This is a genomic window from Meridianimarinicoccus marinus, assembly GCF_040689105.1.
In the GTDB taxonomy this organism is placed as follows: domain Bacteria; phylum Pseudomonadota; class Alphaproteobacteria; order Rhodobacterales; family Rhodobacteraceae; genus Meridianimarinicoccus; species Meridianimarinicoccus marinus.
Map to the genome: position 1 here is coordinate 118817 of NZ_JBFBVU010000008.1, position 21207 is coordinate 140023.

A 21207-nucleotide genomic window follows, 5' to 3' on the forward strand; every position below is an offset into this window, starting at 1 on the left:
GCGGGGAAGTTCGGCCGGGCAGGGGCCTCAGACGAAATCGAAGTCCGAGGCGGTCAGTGCCGAGGCCAGGGTATCGGCCAGTGTGATCTGGTCGGCCCCGCCCGCGCTGAGGGTCAGGATCACATGGGCGCCCGATTGGCTGATGGTCAGGTCGGCCAGTTTGGTGACGCCGCTGTGGGCGGTGAAATCCAGCCGGTCGAGGCCATCGGTGTAATCCTTGACCACGTCGCGCCCAAAGCCGTCGGACCAGGCGAAACTGTCGGCCCCGGCGCCGCCGAGGTAGAAATCGCCGCCCGCGCCGCCGTCGAGCCGGTCGTTGCCCGCCGCCCCGATCAGCGCATCGGCCCCGCCCGCGCCCAGCAGCGTGTCGTTGCCGGTGCCCGCGAAGATCACGTCGCCCGCCGAACCGCCGGTCACCACGTCATCGCCGGCGCCCGAGGCGATGGTAACCCCGGTGGCCAGCCCGGTGGCGTCGATGGTGTCATTGCCGGTCAGCCCGTTGATCCGCTCGACCCCGGCCCAGCTGCCCACCGACAGCGTCAGGCCCGCGGCGTTGGAGACCACGGCCTTGTCGAAGCCCGCGCCGCCGTCGAAGACCACGTCGCCGTTCTCGCCGATAAAGAGGATGTCGTTGCCCGCGCCGCCGTCGAAGCTGTCATTGCCCGCATTGCCCAGCAGCACGTCGTTGCCGCCCATGCCCGACAGGGTGTCATTGCCATTGCCGCCGATCAGCACGTCATTGCCCGACCCGCCGGTCAGCGTGTCGTCGCCATCGTCGCCGAACAGCAGCAGGCCGGTGGTCTGGCTGGAGCCGTCGATGGTGTCGTCGCCGGTGAAGCCGTTGACGCGCTCGACCCCGCTCCAGCCGGTGAGGGTGACCGAGGTGCCGCCGGCGTTGTTGATCTGCGCCTTGTCGAAGCCGCGCGTGCCGCTGTCGGTGATCGTGTCGAACCCGTCGATGACGTAGAAGTCGGATTCGTTGCCGCCATCCATCAGGTCGGCGCCCGAGCCGCCGAACAGCTGGTCGGTGGAGGCCCCGCCCGTGATCGTGTCGTTGCCCGAGCCGCCGAACAGCAGGTCGTTGGCAAAGCCGCCCGTGAGGGTGTCGTTGCCCTCGCGCCCGAAGAGGGTGAGGGCGGTGAGCACACCGGCCCCGTCGAGGGTGTCGTCCCCGGCCTCGGCCGAAACTTCCTCGACCGAGGTCCAGAGCGCGAGGTTCAGGGCCAGCCCGAGGGTTGTCTCGAAGCGGACGCGGTCGGTGCCGCTGCCGCCATCGACCACGTCGCGCGCGCTGTCGACGAAGATCTGGTCGTTGCCGGCGCCGCCGTTGAGCGTGTCGTCGCCCTTGCCGCCGAACAGCATGTCGTCGTCATTGCCGCCGCTGAGCGCGTCGGTCTCGGTGCCGCCGAACAGCATGTCGGCCCCGTCGCCCCCGGAGACAAGGTTTGTGCCGGCGATGCCGTAGATCTCGTCATCCCCGGCGCCGCCGAAAAAGACATTGTCGCCGGTGGAGCCGAACAGGCGGTCGGCCTGGTCGGTGCCGATGGCGGATTCGATGGACTCCAGCCGGTCGATCTTGCCGTGGCTGTCGCGGGCCAGGGGGCCGGTTTGCCCCGCCACCAGACCCGCCGCGCCGGACAGATCCACCTCGACCCCGGCGGTGCCGGTCTCAAGGCTGTAGTCGGCGGTGTCGCGACCTTCGCCGCCGCGCAGGATGTCGGCGCCATCGCGCCCGGTGAGGAAGTCGTCGCCGCCGCTGCCGTCCAGCGTGTCGTTGCCGGTGGTGCCGCGCAGGGCGTCGGCGTGATCGGTCAGCACGACAATCTCGATACCCGTCAGATCGGCAAGGTTGCGCAGCGGGCCGAGCGTCGGGTCAAGGGTCGCGGCGTCGCGGGTGCGCACCTCGACCGCGGCGGCGAGGTCCAGTTCCACCGCCGCGCCGAAACGCGAGAAATCGGCGGTGTCGATGCCGCCTGCGCCGTCGACCCGGTCAAACCCGCCCTGACCTGCAGCGCCCGCGATGAAGAAGGTCTGGTCGGCGCCGTCGCCGGTCAGGTTGTCGGAGGCCAGCCCGCTGACCACGGCCTCGAACCCGGTCAGGGTGTCGGTGCCGATGTCGGCGCCCGTGGCGTTGCCGCCGATGGCCAGAAGGGCAACGGTGATGGATTGCGTTGCGGTGGAATAGTCGACGATGTCGAACCCGTCCTGCGGATCGGCGCTTTCCAGATCGCCGAACAGGTCGTCGTCGCCGCCGCCGCCGGTGATGATGTCGTCGCCGTAGTCGCCCAGCAGGCGGTCGTTGCCGTCGCCGCCGAAAATGTGGTTCACCCCGGTGTGGCCATAGACCTCGTCATCGCCCGATCCGGTGCGGACGGCGTCGATGCCGCTGATGGTGTCGATGCCGACCTCGGCGCCGGTGGCATCCTCGGCCACGTCGAACAGCAGGTCGATGAACAGGTCGCCGGTGGCCTTGGCATAGTTCAAGGTGTCAAAGCCGTCACCGCCGTCATAAGTGTCGTCGCTGCCATCCAGACCGGCGACGATTTCGTCATTGCCACCGCCGGTCACAACTCTGTCCGCACCTCCCCCATCTTCAAAGATGTTGTCCTGTTCGTTGCCGGTGAACACATCGTTCTGGTGGGTGCCAAGAAATCTTTCGATACCGGACACGGTATCGGTTGCGCCCAACTGATCTATCACCGTGCCCGTCAGCAGATCGACCGTGACGCCTTGGGGGTTCACCGGGGAAAAATTCAGATCCAGCGTATCAAGACCGGCACCGCCATGGATGGTCTGACTGCCCACGCCGAGAATGAACAGGTCGTCGCCATCACCTCCGCCAAGGGTCAGCCCATCGCCCTTCACGTCGAACCGGTCATCGAAGGCGGTGCCGACGAATTGCTCGGTGTTGATGACGTTCAGGATCTCTTCGTCCAGTGCCCCGGTGATGTCGGTGTCGCGGTCGGTGCGGATGCCGTCGGCGGCGCCGAAGCCCTGGGTCACGTGGATGGCATGTTCGAAGGGAGAGAAATCGGCCAGGTCGATCCCGGCGCCACCGTTGAAGCTGTCGAGACCGTTTTCATCCGCTGCGGCGGTGGTGGGGTCATCCTCGCCGCCGTGCACATAGGTGTCGTCGCCCGCACCGCCAAAGGCGCTGTCGGTGCCACGGCCGCCGATCAGCGTGTCGTCGCCCGCGTCGCCGCGCAGGGTGTCGTTGCCATCGCCGCCGGACAGGAAGTCGTTGTCGTCGCCGCCGTTCAGAATGTCGTTGCCGTCGTCCCCGAACAGCTGGTCGCGGCCCTGATCGCCGAACAGCGTGTCGTTGCCTTCGTCCCCGGACAGCAGGTCGGCGCCCTCGCGGCCCGCCAGCGTGTCGTTGCCCGCCGCCCCGAAGATGATGTTGGCGGCGCGGTCGCCCAGCAGGGTGTCGCCGTTGTCGGTGCCGAACAGGTTCTCGATGCTGACGAGGATCTCGCCATCCGCGATGCCGCGCGATCCGGCGCGAAAGATCAGGTCCACGGTGACGCCCGAGGCACCGCCCAGGGCGTTGTAGGAGACCGAATCCGCCCCGGCGCCGCCGTTCAGCAGGTCGGCCCCGGCGCTGCCGTTGAAGAAGTCGTCACCCGCCGCTCCGGTCAGGTTGTCTGCCCGCGCCGAGCCCTGCGCGCTGAGGTCGTCATCGCCCGAAGTGCCGATGGCGGTGGTGCCCGCCGCGGCCGGGGTGACGGCGGCGCCGCCCAGATGCGACAGGTCGATGCGTCCGGTGAAATCGGTGAAATCGTATTCGAAATCCAGCCCGCGCCCGCCGGTGGCGAAATAGTCATAGATGACCAGCGTCGGAATGCTGCCGCCGTTTTCGGTCAGCGCCAGATCGTCGGTGCCGGCGCGTGTGAAGGTGATGTCGCCACGCGCGACATTGTCGAAGTAGATGCGCGCGCCCTGATGGGTCTCGCGGGCGATGAAATCGGCACCATCGCCAGAGCGGAAGGCATAGGTGTCCAGCCCGTCGCCGCCGACCATGATGTCGATGCCAAGGCTGGAGACCAGAACGTCGTCGCCGCCATTGCCGAAGAGGTTGCCGTTGCGCAGGGGGGCGACCAGGAAATCGTCCTGATCCGAGCCCTGGATCAGCATTTCCTCGATGTTGCGATAGGTCAGGCTGTTGGTGCCGTCGCCGAGGGTCAGCCCCGCCGCGAAGGTGGGGTCGGCGGCGAACATGGCCGTCAGATCGGCGCGGCTGGTGGCGGCGCCGGTCAGGGTTGCGCCGATCCGGGTGCCCGCCTGATCGAGGATGGCGAAGCTGAGCGCGCCGGTGGTGGCCTCGAAGTTCAGGATGTCATAGTCGCCCCCGGCGCTGCCGCCGTCCACATCCGCGACCCCGCCGCGATAGGTGATCACATCGTCGCCCAGCCCGGTGTTGGCCCGGTCGGGGGTGGCTTGCGTGCCGCCGGTGCCCAGATCGACGATATCGTCGCCATCGCCGGTGTCGATGCTGTCGGCCAGCGCGCCGCCGAACACCGTGTCATTGCCGCTGCCGGTGCGCACGTGCAACCGTTCGAACCCGCCCACAAAGGTGCCGTTGCCGATGTCGCGCACCCCGGCGAACCCGGTGAAATTGCCATCCGCGTCAAAGGCCTGGGTCCCATCGGCGGCGGCATCCCCGGCGTTCTGATCGCTGTCGGCAAAAAGCGTCAGGTCGGCGGTCTCGGCGCTGAGATCGGCGGCAAACAGATCGGCGTCCCCGACCTGATCGCCGCCATAGTTGATGAGCCCGTTCTGATAGAGCACCAGATCGTCGTGATCATGCGCGCCGGCCACATTGACCGCCTCGATCCCTTGATAGAGCAGGGATTCCCCGTGCGAGCGGGCCACCATCAGCCCGGCCAGCGGCAGGTTGTCGAGCGCCGCGTCCAGTTCGGCGCGGGTTGCCCCGGCGCCCAGGTTGCCGGTGCCCAGCGGGTTGAAGCCGGCGTCGAACAGCGACCATTTCAGCCCTTCGCCGCGCCCGCCCATGACCAGGTGGTCCAGCCCGTCGCCGCCGCTGATGAAGTCCGAGCCGTTGCCGTCCCAGAACAGCAGGTCGTCGCCGGCCTCGCCAAAGATGCGGTCGTCGCCGTCGCCGCCCTGGATGATGTCGGCGCCGTCGCCGCCGAACAGGCGGTCTTCAAGCGCGCCGCCCTTCAGGCGGTCGTTGCCGCTGCCGGCCTTGACGATGCCGCGTTCGAAGCCGCGCAGGAAGACGCCGTTGGCCAGTGTCACCCCGGCGGCGTTCTCGGCGCCGAAGGTCAGGTCGATGCCCACCTGCTGGGCCGAGAAATCGGCGGCGAACACATCGCCCGGACCGCTGCCTTCGCCGCCCGCGTCATAGGTGGCCCCGCCCTCGTAAAAGATCAGGTCCGAGGCGGTGTCGCTGCCGGTGACATTGACATGCTCGATGCCATGGTAGTTGAGGAAGGGATCGTCGCCGGCAAAGCCCAGCGTGTCGCCAAAGCGCATTCCCCGGCCCAGCGTCAGGGTCTGGCCCGCGACGGGGACGGTGAAATCCGCCAGCAGCCCCATCGCCCGTTCGATGTCATCGGCCGAGGCGGTGGCGTCGAACACCTCGCGCGTGGGGGTCGCGGTGGTGATGGCGGTGGGGGTGTAGAGCCCGTATTCCAACCCCTGCGATCCGGCCTCGGCCGCGACGATCAGCCAGTCCAGACCGGCGTCGCCCTGCAGGATGTCGGCGCCATCGTCGGACCAGAAGAAGATGTCGTTGCCATCGCCGCCCGACAGGGCGTCGCGTTCCTCGGTGATGGTGCCGGAGGTCAGGAAGCCGCGCGGATCGAAGACCATGCCGGGGAAGGGGTCGAATTCCCCGCCGTCGATCAGGTCATTGTCGCCGCCGCCCTCGAAGCCGTCGTCGAAGCGTCCGCCCAGGAAATTGTCGGCGGCATCGGTGCCGCGCGCGACCAGCCGTTCGAACCCGTCGAACACGGTTTCGCCGAAGCTGAGGATCTGGTTGGCGCCTGTCTGGCCAATGCGGTTGGCGGCCACCAGATAGACCCCGGTGTCAACGCCCGCGCGACCGGTGTAGACGCCGAAATCGGCCAGCAGCGTGTCCTGATGCTGGGTGCCGAGGGTGCCGCTGAAAGTTCCGTCGCCGCCGAAATATTGCAGCCCGCCGTTGTAGAGCACCAGATCGTCGGTGAAGTCCGAGCCCAGCACGTCCACCGCTTCCACGTCTGCATAAAAGTCGATGCCCACGGTGGTGCCCAGCTTGCCATAGCGCAGGAAGTCGCGGTCGGCCTCGGCCTGGGTGAAGACATCGCGGGTCAGCTCGTTGCCGGACTGGCCGAAGGTGGTGGTGTCGCCGAAGCGGCCGCCGTCATGGGTGTCGAGCAGGGCGAACAGGCTTGTCACAGCGGAGTGCGCGGTGCCGAAGTCCTGCGTGGCGCCGTCGTCGACCGAAACCAGAATCTCGATGGGCACGGCGAAGGATTCGGGCGAGGGCTGGGGGCCGGTGTAGACATCGGTCGCCTTGAACACGCCGATGTCATGGCCGGTGCCGCCGAAGACCGTGTCGGGAAGGGCCGCGTTGTTGGTGTCGACCACGTCATAGCTGTAGTAGATCACGTCGTCATCGGCGCCGGCGGCCACGAAATCGGCCGCAAGGTCGGGGGCGAGCTGGATGAAGTCATCGCCGCCCGAGGTTTCGAACCAGTCTTCATAGAGGCCGCCCGAGAGGAAATCGTCCTGATCGCCGGTGCGCAGCACGAAGGCCTCGATGTTGCGCAGGGTGACGCTGCCCGCGACGATGATGCCGCTGTCGAAATTCGCCTCGGTGCTGTCGAAGCTGATCGCGGTGTTGGGGAAGATGTGCTTGAAATCGGCGATGAAGTAATCGCCCACGGCGACATTGCCAAAGATGCCGCGGGTTTCCCCGCCGCCGTCGAAATACTTGCCCTCGGCATTGCGCATCACCATCACATCGCCGTTGTCGCTGCCCTGTACCTGCGGGGTCTGCTGCGATTTCAGGATGTTGTCGGCGTTACCGGGGGTGTACTGATAGGTCACATAGGTGGAATTGGCGATGCCGTTCAGCAGCGCGACCTTCAGGTCGATGGAGGTATTGGCGTAGACGTAGGTCGGCTCGGTCGTGCTGTTGGGGTCGAGGTCCAGCAGCGCGTCGGAAAAGGACGGCGATCCGTCATCGACCGACACCGTGGCGCCAAGCACATCCTGCGGCGCGATGCCCGGCGCGACATTGATCACCGTGTAGTTGTTGGACCCGCCGAACAGCGTGACCTGCGCGGAATTGTTGCCAAACCAGATGCGGGTGGTGTCGGTGGCGTTCGGCGGCGGGTTGTTGAAACCCGACAGAATGGCTTGTTCGTCCTGCGCGGGGTTGTTGCCCCACAGGTGCCCGAAGGTGGTGATGGTGCTGTCCACGTTCTGGGCAATGGCGGCCTTGTATTCATAGACCCGCTGCGCCGCATTGGGGGCTTCGGGATCCCATCCCGTGGGCGAGTCGTTGGTGACGAAGACCTCGTAGCTGTCGGTTTCGCGGTTGAAGGCGCCGGCGCTGTAGCCCCAGCTGGCCGGGTCGGTGCCGGCTGCGGGCGCAGAGGCATAGGCCCCGGTGGGCAGGGCGAAGTCGTCGCTGTAGAAGTCGAACAGCTTGGCCTGAAAGCCGCCTTCGGGAAAGGTCAGATCCAGCAGCGGGCCAAAGCTGAAGGCCAGATCGTCGGACACCCAGGCGCCGCCGAATTCGGCCTGCAGGGCGCGGATGGTCAGCGCCGCGTCGATGCCCATGCCCACCGAGTGCGAATACTGCACATCCGTCAGATCGTAGTATCCGGTGACGGTGACCAGCGCGGTGCCATCAGCGCCCAGCCGGTTGGAGCGCGGCATGTCCACCTGCGCGACATTGCCCAGCGTCGTTTGGGTGACCACATCATCGCTGAAATCCGTCGGCGTGCCCGCGTCCGAGCGCAGCACCACGCGCACATCCGGCGTCGCATCGCCGCCGCCGATGTCAAGCGCCACATCCTCGGTCAGCACGGTGCCGGCATTGGCGTCGATGTCCAGAACCGTCGCCGAAAGCTCGAACTTGCCGCGCGGGATGTAGGGCACGTAATCGGCCAAATCAAAGGTTTCGTCGAAAAAGACAAAGTCGCCGACCTTGCTGATGATCGGGCCGACGGGGGGCGGCAGTTTCCCGGCCAGTTCCAGAAACAGCTCGTCCACATCGACGTTCAGTTCCAGGAACTTGGTGTCGGAAAACCCCGACCCGGCCACAAGGCTGCTGCCGAAACTGTTGCCGAAGGTGTCGGCACCGGTGGGCAGGCGGGCAAAGACCTCGATCCCCGGATAAAGCTGCCCCGCGATTTCGAACTCGGGCTTGATCTCGATGATCGGCACGCGTTCCTGGATGTCGATGAGCTTGAAATCGTCTTCTTCGCCCGAGGCGCCGAAGGCGAACCACTGGATGTCGCGAAAGCCCAGTTCGACTTCCAGCACGAAGTCAAGACCGGCGCCGGGGCTGCCCGAGAACCCCTTGCTGTCGATCTGGGCGCTGCGCACCGTCCATTGGGTCAGGTCGAAGCTGACCTGTGCCGGGGCGGTGGCGGTCTGGGCCTTCGAGACGTCGATACCGGGGGTGTATTTCACTGCAACGTCGATGTCGTAGCGGGCGTTGAAATGGCCCGCGTCCAGAAGCTCGGCATAGGCTTCCAGTCCGACCATGAAATTCATGTAGGCCTCGCCGGAAACGCCGGCGACCCAGATGTCGAAATCAAAGGGTTTGGTCAGTTCCGGCGCCGTGTAGATCAGCAGATCGCCGGTGGAAATTCGGAATTCCCGCGCCTGTCCGGGGGCCCAGAGCGACTGGTTCGCGGTGCTGAATTCCAGCGAGGTGTTCTTGACGACCATGGGGGGCCCTTTTCACGATTTAATGCACTGGCCCGGTGTCGAGCCAAAACAGTTAATCATGACAGGCAGCGTCAATACATGCGAATTCGCCGCCACGGGGTGGGGCGATCCGCCATTGCCCGCGGATTAATCCGCGAGCAGGTGTTCGTAGCGCGCGTCGGTCAGGGTCTTCAGGAAGGCGACCAGCGCATCGATGCGCATGTCCTTCAGGGCCGGGCCGTGGGTCAGCTTCTCCAGCGCCAGGGTGTCGGGCACTGGTGGCGGACCGAAGGGTTTGCCGGTTTCGGGGTTGATCTTTCGGGCGTCCGAAATGGTGTTGTAGCTGTTGTAGAACAGAACGACGGTGCGCAGATCGTCGAAGATGCCGTTGTGCATATAGGGGCCGGTGACGGCCACGTTGCGCAGGGTCGGCACCTTGTATTTGCCCATCGCCTGCGGCTCGGCGACCAGCGGGTTTCCGGCCAGCCCGATGTCCAGCTTGGCCGGATCGACACCGTTCATCGCACGCAGGGCCAGGTTCGTCGGCACGCCGATGTTGAAGTATTCGTGGTTGGTGAACACCTCTTGCCGGTCCGCTGCGCTGAGGCCGATCTTGTGGCACTGGTCGCAATTGGTGAATTGCGGCGAGAAGAACAGGACGCGGCCCAGTTCCTCCATGTCGGTCAGGTCCGCCTCGCCGCGCAGGAAGCGGTCGTACTTGCTGTCGAAGGGCGAGATTTCGGGCGTGCGTTCGAAGGCGGCGATGGCTTGCGTCATGGCGGCATAGCCGGTGTCGGGATCGTCCAGGGTGCCGGGGCCGAAGAGGACTGGGAAAGCCTGCGTGTAGACCGGGTTTTCCAGCAGGCGGGTCAGCACGGCGGCGGTGTCGGGCATGCCCATCTCGGCCGAGTTCAGGGGCGGGCCGCCGGCCTGATCTTCCAGTTCCGGGGCGCGGCCGTCCCAGAATTGGCCGCCGACCCAATCGCCCGCGTCGTTGCGGTGAAAGCCAGGGCGCAGTGCGGCATAGGTCACCGTGGGCGCGTTGCGGTCGCCCAGCGACACGCCATCATCGCCGGTCGAGGCCATGCCGCGCGGATCGGCAAACCCGTGGTCCGGATCGTGACAGGTGGAACAGGACTGGGTGCGCTTCAGGGACAGGTTCTCATCGAAGAACAGCAATTCGCCAAGCGCCGCCCTCGTGATGGGCACCGGGGTGTCGGCATTGGCAAGAGGGGCGAGAAACAGGGCGCAAAGAACAATGGAAAGACGCATGGCAATAACTTCGTATCTAGAGATGGGGAATTCCTAGTAGCTGCTAGAGCGCTGTCCTTGATCCGGGTCAAGTCAGCCTTGGTGTGCATTTTCGACGACCGGGAGGGATTCGATTCGGGAGGAAGGCCGGGCGATTCACCCCGCCTGTGGAGCGGCAACGCGCAGGTCGCGGGAGCCAGGCGGGGCCGGGCCGGCGCTTTGCACGGGCAGCCCGAAAGCATGAAAAATACAATGAAAACAACGGAAGTTTGTTTTTTGAGGTACGAACCTCAAATTTTTCTTTACGGATTGGATCAGGCTCTCGTACCGTGAACCTATCCAGCGATTCGCCATCCACGGTCGCCGGCGAGATAAAAATGGGGAGGAATGGATGTCTTACAAGAAACTGGTTTCGGCCAGCGCGATTGCGCTGTGCACATCCTCGATCACGTCGCTTGCACAAGCGGATGATCTGACCTTGTGCTGGGCCGCTTGGGATCCGGCCAACGCGCTGGTGGAACTGTCCAAGGAATTCGAGGCCGAGTCCGGCCACACGATGAATTTCGAATTCGTCCCCTGGCCGAATTTCGCGGACCGGATGCTGAACGAGCTTAACTCGGGTGGCAAGCTGTGCGATCTTCTGATCGGTGACAGCCAGTGGATCGGCGGCGGGGCCGAGAACGGGCACTACGTCAAGCTGAACGACTTCTTTGATGCCAACGGCATTTCGATGGACGATTTCGCGCCGGCCACCGTTTACGCCTATTCGACCTGGCCCAAGGGCACGCCGAACTATTACGCACTGCCCGCCATGGGCGATGCCAACGGCTGGTTCTATCGCAAGGACTGGTTCGCGCGCGAAGACATCCGCGCCGCATTCCTGGAGGCTACCGGCCGCGAGTTGGGCGAGCCGCAGTCCCAGAAGGAACTGCTGGAGATCGCGCAATTCTTCCAGGGCCGCGAGATCGACGGCAAGAAGGTCTATGGCGCGGCGATCTTCACCGAGCGCGGCTCGGAAGGGATCACCATGGGCGTCACCGGGGCGCTGTATCCCTGGGGCTTCAAATACGAGAACACGCCGGGATCCTATGACATGGAAGGGGCGGTCAACTCGCCCGAGGCTGTCGAGGCACTGGAATTCTACAAGGAGTTCTACGAGACCGCGACGCCGCCGGGCTATACCAACTCGTACATGGGCGAGAGCCTGGACGCCTTCAAATCGGGCCAGGTCGCCATGGCGATGAACTGGTTCGCCTTCTTCCCCGGCCTCTACGCCGATCCCAACACCGGCGGCGACAAGATCGACTTCTTCGTCAACCCGCCGCAGAACCAGGCCGGCTCGACGCTGGGCGGGCAGGGCATCTCGGTGGTGTCCTATTCCGACAAGCAGGATGCGGCGCTGGAATACATCCAGTGGTTCGCGCAGCCCGAGGTTCAGGCCAAGTGGTGGGAACTGGGCGGCTATTCGGCGCACAACTCGGTGCTGAACGATCCGGGCTTCGTGGACAGCCAGCCGTTTGCCGGCGACTTCCTGGAAGCCATGGGCGCGGTGCAGGACTTCTGGCAGGAGCCGGCCTATGCCGAACTGCTGCTGGCGATGCAGAAGCGTATCCACGACTATGTGGTGGCCGATCAGGGCACCGCGCAAGAGGCGCTTGACCTGCTGATCGAAGACTGGACCGAGGTCTTCGAGGACGAAGGCAAGCTCTGACACCAGACCCCGGAAGCAGGCTTCGGCCTGCTTCCGACACGACCTTCGGCCCTTTGCGCCGAACCTCATAAAAAATCGGAAGTTTTCCCATGTCCGAGCGGACCATAGACCGCGTTGCCACGGCAACGCCCCCGAAAGTTGCGCGCAAAATCAAGGGTCTGTCCGACCGGGCCATCGCCTGGATCTTCGTGGCGCCGACGATTTTCCTGCTGCTGGCGATCAACATCTTTCCGCTGATCTGGACCATCCAGCTGAGCTTTACCGATTTCAAGGCGAACCGCATCGGGCGCGAGGTCAAGAACATCGGGCTGCGCAACTACGAGCGTATCCTGACCGACAATGACATCTGGCTGAACATGCAGGCCACGGCGCATTTCCTGTTCTGGACGATCTTCTTCCAGGTGCTGATCGGCTTCACGCTGGCGTGGCTGATCAACAAGAAATTCAAGGGCAACGATCTGTGGACCACGATCATCGTGCTGCCGATGATGCTGTCGCCGGCGGTGGTCGGGAACTTCTGGAAATTCCTGTACCAGCCGCAGATCGGCCTGTTCAATTACATCGTGGCCTTCTTCTCGGGCAAGGATCCGTCCAGCTTCCAGATGCTGGGGCAGGTCAATCTGGCGCCCTGGTCCATCGTCATCGTCGACACCTGGATGTGGACGCCCTTCGTGATGCTGATCTGTCTGGCCGGGCTGCGGTCGATCCCCGACTATATCTATGAAGCCGCCGAGATCGACCGGGCCAGCAAGCTGCGCCAGTTCTTTACCATCACCATTCCCATGGTGCTGCCTTTCCTGATGCTGGCGGTGCTGTTCCGGGGCATCGAGAACTTCAAGATGTTCGATCTTGTGGTGCAGCTGACCGGCGGCGGTCCCGGCTCCACCACGGAACTGACCTCGATCAACCTGAAACGCGAGGCCTTCGAGAAGTGGCGCACCGGCTATGCCTCGGCCTATGCGATCATCCTGTTCGTGACCGTGTTCGGGCTGGCCTCGATCTATGTCAAGGCGCTGAACAAGGTGAAGGAGCGGTGAGCATGTCCGTCCCCAACCCCGCGTTCCGCCCCGGCCTTCCTGCATCGAAAGTGTCCTCGTCATGAGCAGCTTTTCCGTCACCACACCGTCGAACCGGTCGAAATGGCTGGCAGGCACACTGGTCATCACCTACGCGCTGATCACCATGCTGCCGCTGGTCTGGATCCTGATGACCGGGTTCAAATCTCCGGCGGATTCGATCAGCTATCCGCCCAAGGCGATTTTCGAGCCGACGCTGGAAGGCTATGTGAACCTGTTCACCACCCGCACCCGGCAGACGCAGGAATTCCTGGCCGAGAACCCGCCGCAGAACTGGGCCGACGACATCGTGCGCAAGTACGACATGGTCATCGTCGGGCCGTCGAAATTCGGCGAACGCTTCCTGAACTCGGTCATCATCGGCTTCGGCTCGACCTTCCTGTCGATTTTCCTGGGCACGCTGGCGGCCTATGCCTTCAGTCGGTTCAAGATCCCCCTGGCCGACGATCTGCTGTTCTTCATCCTCAGTACAAGGATGATGCCCCCCATCGCCGTCGCGATCCCGATCTTCCTGATGTATCGCAAGCTGGGGCTGTCGGACACGCATCTGGGGATGATCCTGCTTTATACGGCGGTGAACATCTCTCTGGCGGTCTGGCTGCTGAAGGGCTTCATCGACGAGATCCCGCGCGAATACGAAGAAGCGGCGCTGATCGACGGCTACACGCGGTTCCAGGCCTTCTACAAGGTGGTGCTGCCGCAGGCGGCCACCGGCATCGCCTCGACCGCGATCTTCTGCCTGATCTTCGCGTGGAACGAATATGCCTTCGCGGTGCTGCTGACCTCGGCCACGGCGCAGACAGCACCCCCCTTCATCCCCACAATCATCGGCATTGGCGGGCTGGACTGGCCCGCGGTGGCGGCTGGCGCGACCATCTTCCTGCTGCCGGTCATGATTTTCACCATCCTGCTGCGCAAGCATCTGCTGCGTGGGATCACCTTCGGAGCGGTTCGCAAATGATCCAGTTCTTTACCGGCCTGATGCGCCTGCGCCGCGGTCCCTGGGAAATGTTGGCCACCATCCTGATTGCCCTGGGGGTCTTCATGTTGATGCAACCCTTCGTGCTGTGGGCCTTCACCTATTCCTTCATCGTCACGCTGGTGGGCACGGTGATGTTCATCGTCGTCAGCCACTTCCCGGAGTAACCCATGGCCCAGATCGTCATCCGGAACCTCCAGAAGAATTTCGGCGATTTCACCGCCGTGCGGGAGAGTTCCTTCACCATCGAGGACGGTGAGTTCTTCATGCTGCTGGGGCCGTCGGGCTGCGGCAAGACCACGACGTTGCGCATGATCGCGGGGCTGGAGCTGCCCACATCCGGCGAGATCTTCCTCGACGGCGAGGAGATCAGCCAGCGGCCTCCGTCCGAGCGTGACATCGCCTTCGTGTTTCAGATGTTCGCCCTGTACCCGCATATGAACGTGCGCAAGAACATGAGCTATCCGCTGGTCTCGCAGGGCATGTCGCGCGCCAAGGTGCGCGAGAAGGTGGCCGAAGTGTCCAAGATCCTCGGCATCGAGGATATCCTTGACAAGCCGGTGGGCGGGCTGTCGGGCGGCGACCGTCAGCGCGTGGCGCTGGGGCGGGCCATCGTGCGCGAGCCCAAGGCGTTCATGATGGATGAGCCGCTGGGCGCGCTGGACGCCGAGTTCCGCGAACATATGGCCGAGGAATTGCGCGCCCTGCACGACCGCATGGGGGCGACCACGGTCTATGTCACCCACGATCAGCTTGAAGCGATGCAGATGGGCGACAAGATCGTGGTCATGAACAACGCGGTGGTGGAGCAATTCGGCACCCCGCAGGAGATCTACGACAAACCCGCCACCATGTTCGTGGCCAATTTCATCGGCTCGCCGTCGATGAACTTCCTCGACTTCAAGGGCCAGGTCGGGCCGGGGGCGACCCATGTGGTGCTGAACGGCCATGACACCCAGGTGCCGGCGCTGCGCGAGGGGGCCGAGGGTGATCTGGTCTTCGGGGTGCGCCCCGAACATGTGCGGCTCTCCGACGCCAGCGATTACCGCGCCCGCGTGCTGGCCACCGAATATCTGGGCACCACCCAGATCCTGACGCTGGAAACCGCCAACGGCGAAATCAAGGCGCGGATCAGTGCGGCGACGAACGTGCAGCCCGACACCCATGTTGGGCTGGAGTTCAAATCCGAAGCCGTCACCCTGTTCGATCGCGGCAGCGGGCGGGCGTTGCGCTCGTCCCTGAATGAAGGAGTGCTGTCCCATGGCTGAGGTCACGCTGGAAGGGATCTCCAAGGCGTTCGGCAAGACGCAGGCGGTCAGCGACATCACCATGACCATTGCCGACGGCGCCTTCGTGGTGTTGCTGGGGCCGACAGGGGCGGGCAAGACCACCACGCTGCGGCTGATTTCGGGGCTGGAAAAGCTCGACAAGGGGCAGATCACCATCGGCGGGCGCAATGTCGGGACCGAGACCCCGGCGCAGCGCGACGTGGCGATGGTGTTCCAGCAGTATTCGCTTTACCCGCATATGACGGTGCGGGACAATCTGGCGTTCCCGCTGCGCTCGCCCATCCTGAAGACGCCCGAGGCGGAGGTGACCGAAAAGGTGCGGCGCATCGCCGAGGTGCTGCAGATCCCGCACAAGCTGGACAACAAGGCGACCGAACTGTCGGGCGGCGAGATGCAGCGCGTGTCCATCGGCCGGGCGCTGGTGCGCGACCCGTCGATCTACCTGATGGACGAGCCATTGAGCTCGCTGGATGCCAAGCTGCGCGCCGACCTGCGGGTGGAGCTGAAGCGCATCCATGCGGATCTGGGGTCGACCCTGCTCTATGTGACCCATGACCAGATCGAGGCGATGACCATGGCCACCCATATCGGGGTGCTGGAGGAGGGCCGTCTGGTGCAGTACGGCACCCCGCGCGAGGTCTATGAAAATCCCGCCAGCATCTATGTGGCCAGCCGTCTGGGTTCGCCCCGGATCAACGTTCTGCCGTCGGATCTGTTTGCCGGAAGCCACAAGGGGCCGCTGATCGGGCTGCGCCCGGAGAACATCCGCGAGGGCAGCGAGGGCGTCGAGGCCCGCGTGATCCGGTCCGAGCATCTGGGCGACCAGACCCGGCTGCATCTGGAGCTGCGCGGCCATGCGATCACCACGGTGATCGACGCGCATGAGGACTATACCGCCGACACCACGATCAAGATCAGCCCGCAGGCGCCGCTGTATTTCAGCGCCGATGGCGCCCGCATCTTCTGAGGGAGGACAGACATGGCACAGTTTCTGAACGCCAAGGAAAATCTGGTGACCGAGGCCATCGACGGCCTGCTGGCAGGCTCCGGCGGGGCGTTGTCGCGGCTGGATGGCTATCCGCACATCAAGGTGGTGTACCGGTCTGACTGGGATCGCACCAAGGTGGCGCTGATCTCGGGCGGTGGCTCGGGCCATGAACCGGCCCATGCGGGGTTTGTGGGCAAGGGGATGCTGACGGCGGCGGTCTGTGGCGAGGTTTTTGCCTCGCCCTCGGTGGACGCGGTACTGGCGGGCATTCTAGCGGTGACGGGGGCGGCGGGCTGTTTGCTGATCGTCAAGAACTACACCGGCGACCGGCTGAATTTCGGGTTGGCGGCGGAACGGGCACGGGCGCTTGGCCGCAAGGTCGAGATGGTCGTGGTCGATGATGACGTGGCGCTGCCGGATCTGCCGCAACCGCGCGGCGTGGCGGGCACGCTGTTCGTGCACAAGATCGCCGGGGCGATGGCCGAAGCCGGGGCCGATCTGGCCCCTGTCGCAGCCGCCGCGCGCGACGTGATCGGCCGGGTGGCCAGCATCGGCATGAGCCTGGACACCTGCACGGTGCCCGGCTCGCCCAAGGAAGACCGGATCGCGCCGGGCAAGGCCGAACTGGGGCTGGGCATCCACGGCGAGCCGGGGGTCGAGCAGGTGGAATTCTCCACCGCCATGCACGCCATGGACACGGTGATCGACAAGCTGCGCCCGCGACTGGGCGGCGCCAACAAGGTGGCGCTGGTCAACAATCTGGGCTCGACCACGCCGCTGGAAATGTCGGTGTTGACCCATGCGCTGACCGAAAGCGGCGCGGTGGGCCATCTGATCGGCCCGGCGCCGCTGATGACCTCGCTCGACATGCACGGGTTCTCGGTCTCGGTGCTGGATGCGACCGAAGCCGAACTGCAGGCGCTGGCCGCCCCGGTCAGCCTGCCGGCCTGGCCGGGGATGGCCGAACTGGTGCCGATCCGGGTCACCCCGCTGCCCGACGGTCTGACCCCGATCAAGCCGATCCCGTCGGACAATCCGCGCACCCAGGCGATCATCGAACGGGTCTGCGATCTGCTGGTCGGGGCCGAGGGCAAGCTGAACGAGCTGGACGCGAAATCCGGCGATGGCGACACCGGTTCGACCCTGGCGACGGCGGCGCGGGCGCTGAAGCAGGGATTGGGGGGGATGCCGCTGGCCGATCTGACGCAACTGTTCCCGGCGCTTGGCAACGCGTTGAGCCAGACCATGGGCGGCTCCTCCGGGGTGATCCTGGCGATCTATTTCAACGCCGCCGGGGATGCCTGCGCCAAGGGCGCGCCGGTGCCGCGGGCGCTGGTTGATGGGTTGACGCGGGTGTCGCAGGTGGGCGGCGCACAGGTCGGCGACCGCACCATGGTCGATGCGCTGGCGCCGGCGCTGGAGGCCTTGCCACAGGGCATCGCCGCCGCCGCCGCTGCGGCGCGGGCCGGGGCCGACAGCACCGCCGCGATCCACCGTGCCAAGGCGGGTCGCGCGGCCTATGTGCCCGAGGAGAACCTGAAGGGGCACAACGATCCCGGGGCCGAGGCCGTCGCGCTGCTGTTCGAAGGGCTGGCCGCGGAAATGGGCAGCTGAGTTCGGGGTGACGAAACCGGACGTCCATACCGCCCAGAAACCCACGGTCAACGACATCGCGCGTGTGGCCGGGGTCAGCCTGGCCACCGTGGACCGGGTTCTGAACGAACGTCCGGGCGTGCGGCGCGTGACCATCGAAAAGGTGCAGAACGCCATCACCGAACTGGGCTATGTGCGCGACACGGCGGCGGCCAATCTGGCGCGCAAGCGGGTTTATGACCTGCTGTTCGTCCTGCCCGACAACCGCAATGAATTCGTGCAGGCCCTGCGCAGCCAGATCACCGAACAGGCCGGCAAGCTGGTCAACGAACGGACCCGGATCTCGGTCCGGCAGGCCGCCCCTTTCGAGCCGCAGGACATCGTGCGCATTCTTGACCGGCTGGAGCGTCCCTCGACCGACGGGGTGGCGGTCTTCGGGCCGGAAACCCCGGCGGTGCGCGACGCGGTGCGGCGGGCGCGGGCCAAGGGCATCGCCGTGGTGACGCTGGTGTCGGACCTGCCCAGCTCGGACCGGGATCATTTTGTCGGCATCGACAATGTCGCCGCCGGGCGGACGGCGGCGCAGTTGATGGGCCGGTTCGCACGGAGGACGGGCAAGGTGCTGGTGATCACCGGCTCGCGGCTGGCGCGCGACCATCTGGAACGGCGTCAGGGCTTCGATCTGGTGATGGCGCGGGACTTTCCGCATCTGGATGTGGTCGCCTCGGTCGAGGGGCGCGACGATCCCGACCTGATCGGGGCGCTGCTGCCACAGGTCTTTGCCAGCTATCCGGACCTGTGCGGCATCTATTCCTCGGCGGCGGGCAACGCCGGGCTGATCCGCTTCCTGTCCGAGAACGATCTGGGCGGCGACGTGGTGGTGATCGCCCATGAATTGACGCCCATGTCGCGCGCCGCCTTGCATCGCGGCCTGTTCGACGCGCTGATTTCGCAGGACGCAGGCCATCTGGTACGCTCGGCCGTGCGTCTGTTGCGGGCCACCGCCGATGACGTGCCGTTCAACGCCGCGCAGGAGCGTATCCGCATCGACATTCATCTGAAGGAAAACACACCGCCCTGAAGGGCGGAGCATTGGGGAGGAGACATCATGAAGACCATCAAGGGCCCGGCCCTGTTTCTGGCGCAATTCGCCGGAGACGAGGCGCCGTTCAACTCGTGGGACGCGATCACGAAATGGGCTGCGGACTGCGGCTACAAAGGGGTGCAGGTGCCCAGTTGGGATGGCCGCCTGTTCGATCTGGACAAGGCCGCCGCCAGCAAGGACTACTGCGACGAATTCAAGGGGCAGGCGGCGGCGAACGGCATCGAGGTGACCGAACTGTCGACCCATTTGCAGGGGCAGCTTGTGGCCGTGCACCCGGCCTATGACACGGCTTTCGACGGGTTTGCGGCCCCCGAGGTTAGGGGCAACCCCGCCGCCCGTCAGGAATGGGCGGTGAATCAGGTGAAGAAGGCGCTGACCGCCTCGCGCCACATGGGGATCGGGGCGCATGCGACGTTCTCGGGTGCGCTGGCCTGGCCCTATATCTATCCGTGGCCGCAGCGCCCCGCTGGGTTGGTCGAAACCGCGTTTGACGAGTTGGCCCGGCGCTGGCGCCCGATCCTGGATCACGCCGAGGAGTGCGGCGTCGATGTCTGCTATGAAATCCATCCGGGCGAGGATCTGCACGACGGCGTGACCTACGAGATGTTCCTGGAACGCACCGGCAATCACGCGCGCGCCTGCATGCTGTACGACCCCTCGCACTATGTGCTTCAGTGCCTCGATTACCTCGACAACATCGACATCTACCGCGACCGCATTCGCATGTTCCACGTCAAGGATGCCGAGTTCAATCCGACCGGGCGGCAGGGCGTCTATTCGGGCTACCAAAGCTGGGTGGACCGCGCCGGGCGCTTCCGCAGCCTGGGCGACGGGCAGGTGGATTTCGCGGCGATCTTCGCCAAGATGGCAGCCAATGATTTCGACGGCTGGGCCGTGGTCGAATGGGAATGCGCGCTGAAGCATCCCGAGGATGGCGCGCGGGAGGGCGCGCAGTTCGTCACCGACCACATCATCCGGGTCACCGAAAAAGCCTTTGACGATTTCGCCGACGGCGGCACCGACGAAGCGGCCAACCGCAAGATGCTGGGGATCGACTGATGGTTACGGGACGCAACGAAAACATTGGCCGCCGGATCCGTCTGGGCATGGTCGGCGGTGGCAATGATGCTTTTATCGGCGGGGTGCATCGCATCGCGTCGCGCATCGACGACAAGTTCGAACTGGTGGCCGGCGCATTGTCCGCCACCCCCGAGAAGGCGCAGGCCAGCGGCGAGGCGCTTGGCCTGCCGCGCATCTACGACGACTTCAAGCAGATGGCGATCCGCGAGGCGCGGCTGAAGAACGGGATCGAGGCGGTGTCCATCGTCACCCCGAACCACGTGCACTATGCCGCCGCGCGCGAGTTTCTGAAGCGCGGCATCCATGTGATCTGCGACAAGCCGCTGACCTCGACCCTGGCCGATGCCAAGAAGCTGGTGAAGGCGGCCGAGGCCTCGGACGCGCTGTTCATCCTGACCCACAATTACACCGGCTATCCGATGGTGCGGCAGGCGAAAGAGATGGTCGATGCGGGCGAGCTGGGGGCGCTGCGTGTGGTGCAGGTGGAGTACGCGCAGGACTGGCTGACGCAGGACGAGACCTTCAAGCAGGCCGAATGGCGCACCGACCCGTCGCGCACCGGGGCCGGGGGCTCGACCGGTGACATCGGCACCCATGCCTTCAACCTGGCCAGTTTCGTCACCGGGCTGACCGCCGAAAGCCTTGCCGCCGACATCCAGGCCTTCGTGCCGGGGCGACAGGTGGATGACAACGCTCATGTGATGCTGCGCTATGCGGGCGGCGCGCGCGGGATGCTGTGGTGTTCCCAGGTGGCGCCGGGCAACGAGAACGCGCTGAAGCTGCGGGTCTATGGCGAGAAGGGCGGCCTGGAATGGGAGCAGGAGAATCCCAACAACCTGTGGTTCACCCCCTTCGGCGAACCCAAGCGCCTGATCACCCGCAACGGTGCCGGGGCCGGGGCGGCCGCCGGTCGCATGAGCCGCGTGCCGCCTGGTCACCCCGAAGGCTACCTGGAAGGGTTCGCGAATATCTACAGCGAGGCCGCCGAGGCGATCATCGCCCATCGCGACGGGGACAGGCCCGATCCGGCGGTGACCTATCCCACCATTCAGGACGGGTTGAAGGGCGTGCAATTCGTGGCTGCCTGCGTCGAAAGTTCCAAACGCAACGCGGCCTGGGTGTCGCTGGACAAATAGTGCGTCGGGCCGGGGATATTGGACTCTCCGGCCCGCGTTTGCGCCGCCGCGACCGGCGCTGAGAAAGGTTTAACCTCTGCCCCCTAGGCTGCGCGCCATCCGTGTCG

At 65.2% G+C, this 21207-nt stretch carries 12 protein-coding genes; 10 read left to right on the forward strand and 2 right to left on the reverse strand.

Features of this window, described 5'->3' with window-relative positions; translation table 11 throughout:
- Positions 1 to 27: 27 nt before the first annotated feature.
- Positions 28 to 8913 carry a beta strand repeat-containing protein gene (locus AB0T83_RS08690; RefSeq protein WP_366192636.1) on the reverse strand — a complete coding sequence of 2962 codons (8886 nt, stop codon included), beginning with the start codon at positions 8911 to 8913 and terminating at the stop codon, positions 28 to 30.
- A gap of 126 nt (positions 8914 to 9039) precedes the next feature.
- Positions 9040 to 10164 carry a cytochrome-c peroxidase gene (locus AB0T83_RS08695; protein ID WP_366192637.1) on the reverse strand — a complete coding sequence of 375 codons (1125 nt, stop codon included), beginning with the start codon at positions 10162 to 10164 and terminating at the stop codon, positions 9040 to 9042.
- A 370-nt stretch (positions 10165 to 10534) separates the two neighbouring features.
- Between AB0T83_RS08695 and AB0T83_RS08700 the strand changes: the two genes are divergently transcribed.
- From AB0T83_RS08700 to AB0T83_RS08745, 10 genes are all read left to right on the forward strand, one after another.
- On the forward strand, positions 10535 to 11854 hold the full coding sequence (locus AB0T83_RS08700) for an ABC transporter substrate-binding protein (RefSeq protein ID WP_366192638.1): 1320 nt from the start codon (positions 10535 to 10537) through the stop codon (positions 11852 to 11854).
- Positions 11855 to 11943: 89 nt separating this feature from the next.
- Positions 11944 to 12891, forward strand: a complete 948-nt coding sequence (locus AB0T83_RS08705; protein WP_366192639.1) for a carbohydrate ABC transporter permease — start codon at positions 11944 to 11946, stop codon at positions 12889 to 12891.
- A 61-nt stretch (positions 12892 to 12952) separates the two neighbouring features.
- Positions 12953 to 13891: a carbohydrate ABC transporter permease gene (locus AB0T83_RS08710; protein WP_366192640.1), complete on the forward strand. Its 939-nt coding sequence runs from the start codon at positions 12953 to 12955 to the stop codon at positions 13889 to 13891.
- A complete protein-coding gene (locus AB0T83_RS08715; RefSeq protein WP_366192641.1) occupies positions 13888 to 14076 on the forward strand; it encodes a hypothetical protein in 189 nt (62 codons plus the stop codon). Before AB0T83_RS08710 ends, AB0T83_RS08715 begins: the two co-directional genes overlap by 4 nt.
- Before the next feature lie 3 nt (positions 14077 to 14079).
- A complete protein-coding gene (locus tag AB0T83_RS08720; RefSeq protein ID WP_366192642.1) occupies positions 14080 to 15177 on the forward strand; it encodes an ABC transporter ATP-binding protein in 1098 nt (365 codons plus the stop codon).
- Entirely contained in the window at positions 15170 to 16165 is a 996-nt protein-coding gene (locus tag AB0T83_RS08725; protein WP_366192643.1) for an ABC transporter ATP-binding protein, read from the forward strand. Before AB0T83_RS08720 ends, AB0T83_RS08725 begins: the two co-directional genes overlap by 8 nt.
- Positions 16166 to 16177: 12 nt before the next feature.
- Entirely contained in the window at positions 16178 to 17800 is a 1623-nt protein-coding gene (locus tag AB0T83_RS08730) for a dihydroxyacetone kinase subunit DhaK (protein WP_366192644.1), read from the forward strand.
- 7 nt (positions 17801 to 17807) lie between these two features.
- The gene (locus tag AB0T83_RS08735; RefSeq protein ID WP_366192645.1) at positions 17808 to 18860 is read left to right on the forward strand and encodes a LacI family DNA-binding transcriptional regulator; all 1053 of its coding nucleotides are present in this window, start codon (positions 17808 to 17810) and stop codon (positions 18858 to 18860) included.
- Between the two features lie 27 nt (positions 18861 to 18887).
- Positions 18888 to 19943, forward strand: coding sequence for a sugar phosphate isomerase/epimerase family protein (locus AB0T83_RS08740; protein ID WP_366192646.1), 1056 nt, complete (start codon positions 18888 to 18890; stop codon positions 19941 to 19943).
- A complete protein-coding gene (locus AB0T83_RS08745) occupies positions 19943 to 21100 on the forward strand; it encodes a Gfo/Idh/MocA family protein (protein ID WP_366192647.1) in 1158 nt (385 codons plus the stop codon). The genes AB0T83_RS08740 and AB0T83_RS08745 overlap by 1 nt, the downstream gene beginning before the upstream one ends.
- Positions 21101 to 21207 lie beyond the last annotated feature (107 nt).

Excerpts from the sequence above, each read along its gene's own strand:
- AB0T83_RS08745 (WP_366192647.1), top strand. The coding sequence starts at position 19,943 with ATGGTTACGGGACGCAACGAAAACATTGGCCGCCGGATCCGTCTGGGC.
- AB0T83_RS08725 (WP_366192643.1), top strand. The coding sequence starts at position 15,170 with ATGGCTGAGGTCACGCTGGAAGGGATCTCCAAGGCGTTCGGCAAGACG.
- AB0T83_RS08690 (WP_366192636.1), bottom strand. The coding sequence starts at position 8,913 with ATGGTCGTCAAGAACACCTCGCTGGAATTCAGCACCGCGAACCAGTCG.
- AB0T83_RS08710 (WP_366192640.1), top strand. The coding sequence starts at position 12,953 with ATGAGCAGCTTTTCCGTCACCACACCGTCGAACCGGTCGAAATGGCTG.
- AB0T83_RS08705 (WP_366192639.1), top strand. The coding sequence starts at position 11,944 with ATGTCCGAGCGGACCATAGACCGCGTTGCCACGGCAACGCCCCCGAAA.
- AB0T83_RS08730 (WP_366192644.1), top strand. The coding sequence starts at position 16,178 with ATGGCACAGTTTCTGAACGCCAAGGAAAATCTGGTGACCGAGGCCATC.
- AB0T83_RS08700 (WP_366192638.1), top strand. The coding sequence starts at position 10,535 with ATGTCTTACAAGAAACTGGTTTCGGCCAGCGCGATTGCGCTGTGCACA.
- AB0T83_RS08695 (WP_366192637.1), bottom strand. The coding sequence starts at position 10,164 with ATGCGTCTTTCCATTGTTCTTTGCGCCCTGTTTCTCGCCCCTCTTGCC.
- AB0T83_RS08720 (WP_366192642.1), top strand. The coding sequence starts at position 14,080 with ATGGCCCAGATCGTCATCCGGAACCTCCAGAAGAATTTCGGCGATTTC.
- AB0T83_RS08715 (WP_366192641.1), top strand. The coding sequence starts at position 13,888 with ATGATCCAGTTCTTTACCGGCCTGATGCGCCTGCGCCGCGGTCCCTGG.
- AB0T83_RS08740 (WP_366192646.1), top strand. The coding sequence starts at position 18,888 with ATGAAGACCATCAAGGGCCCGGCCCTGTTTCTGGCGCAATTCGCCGGA.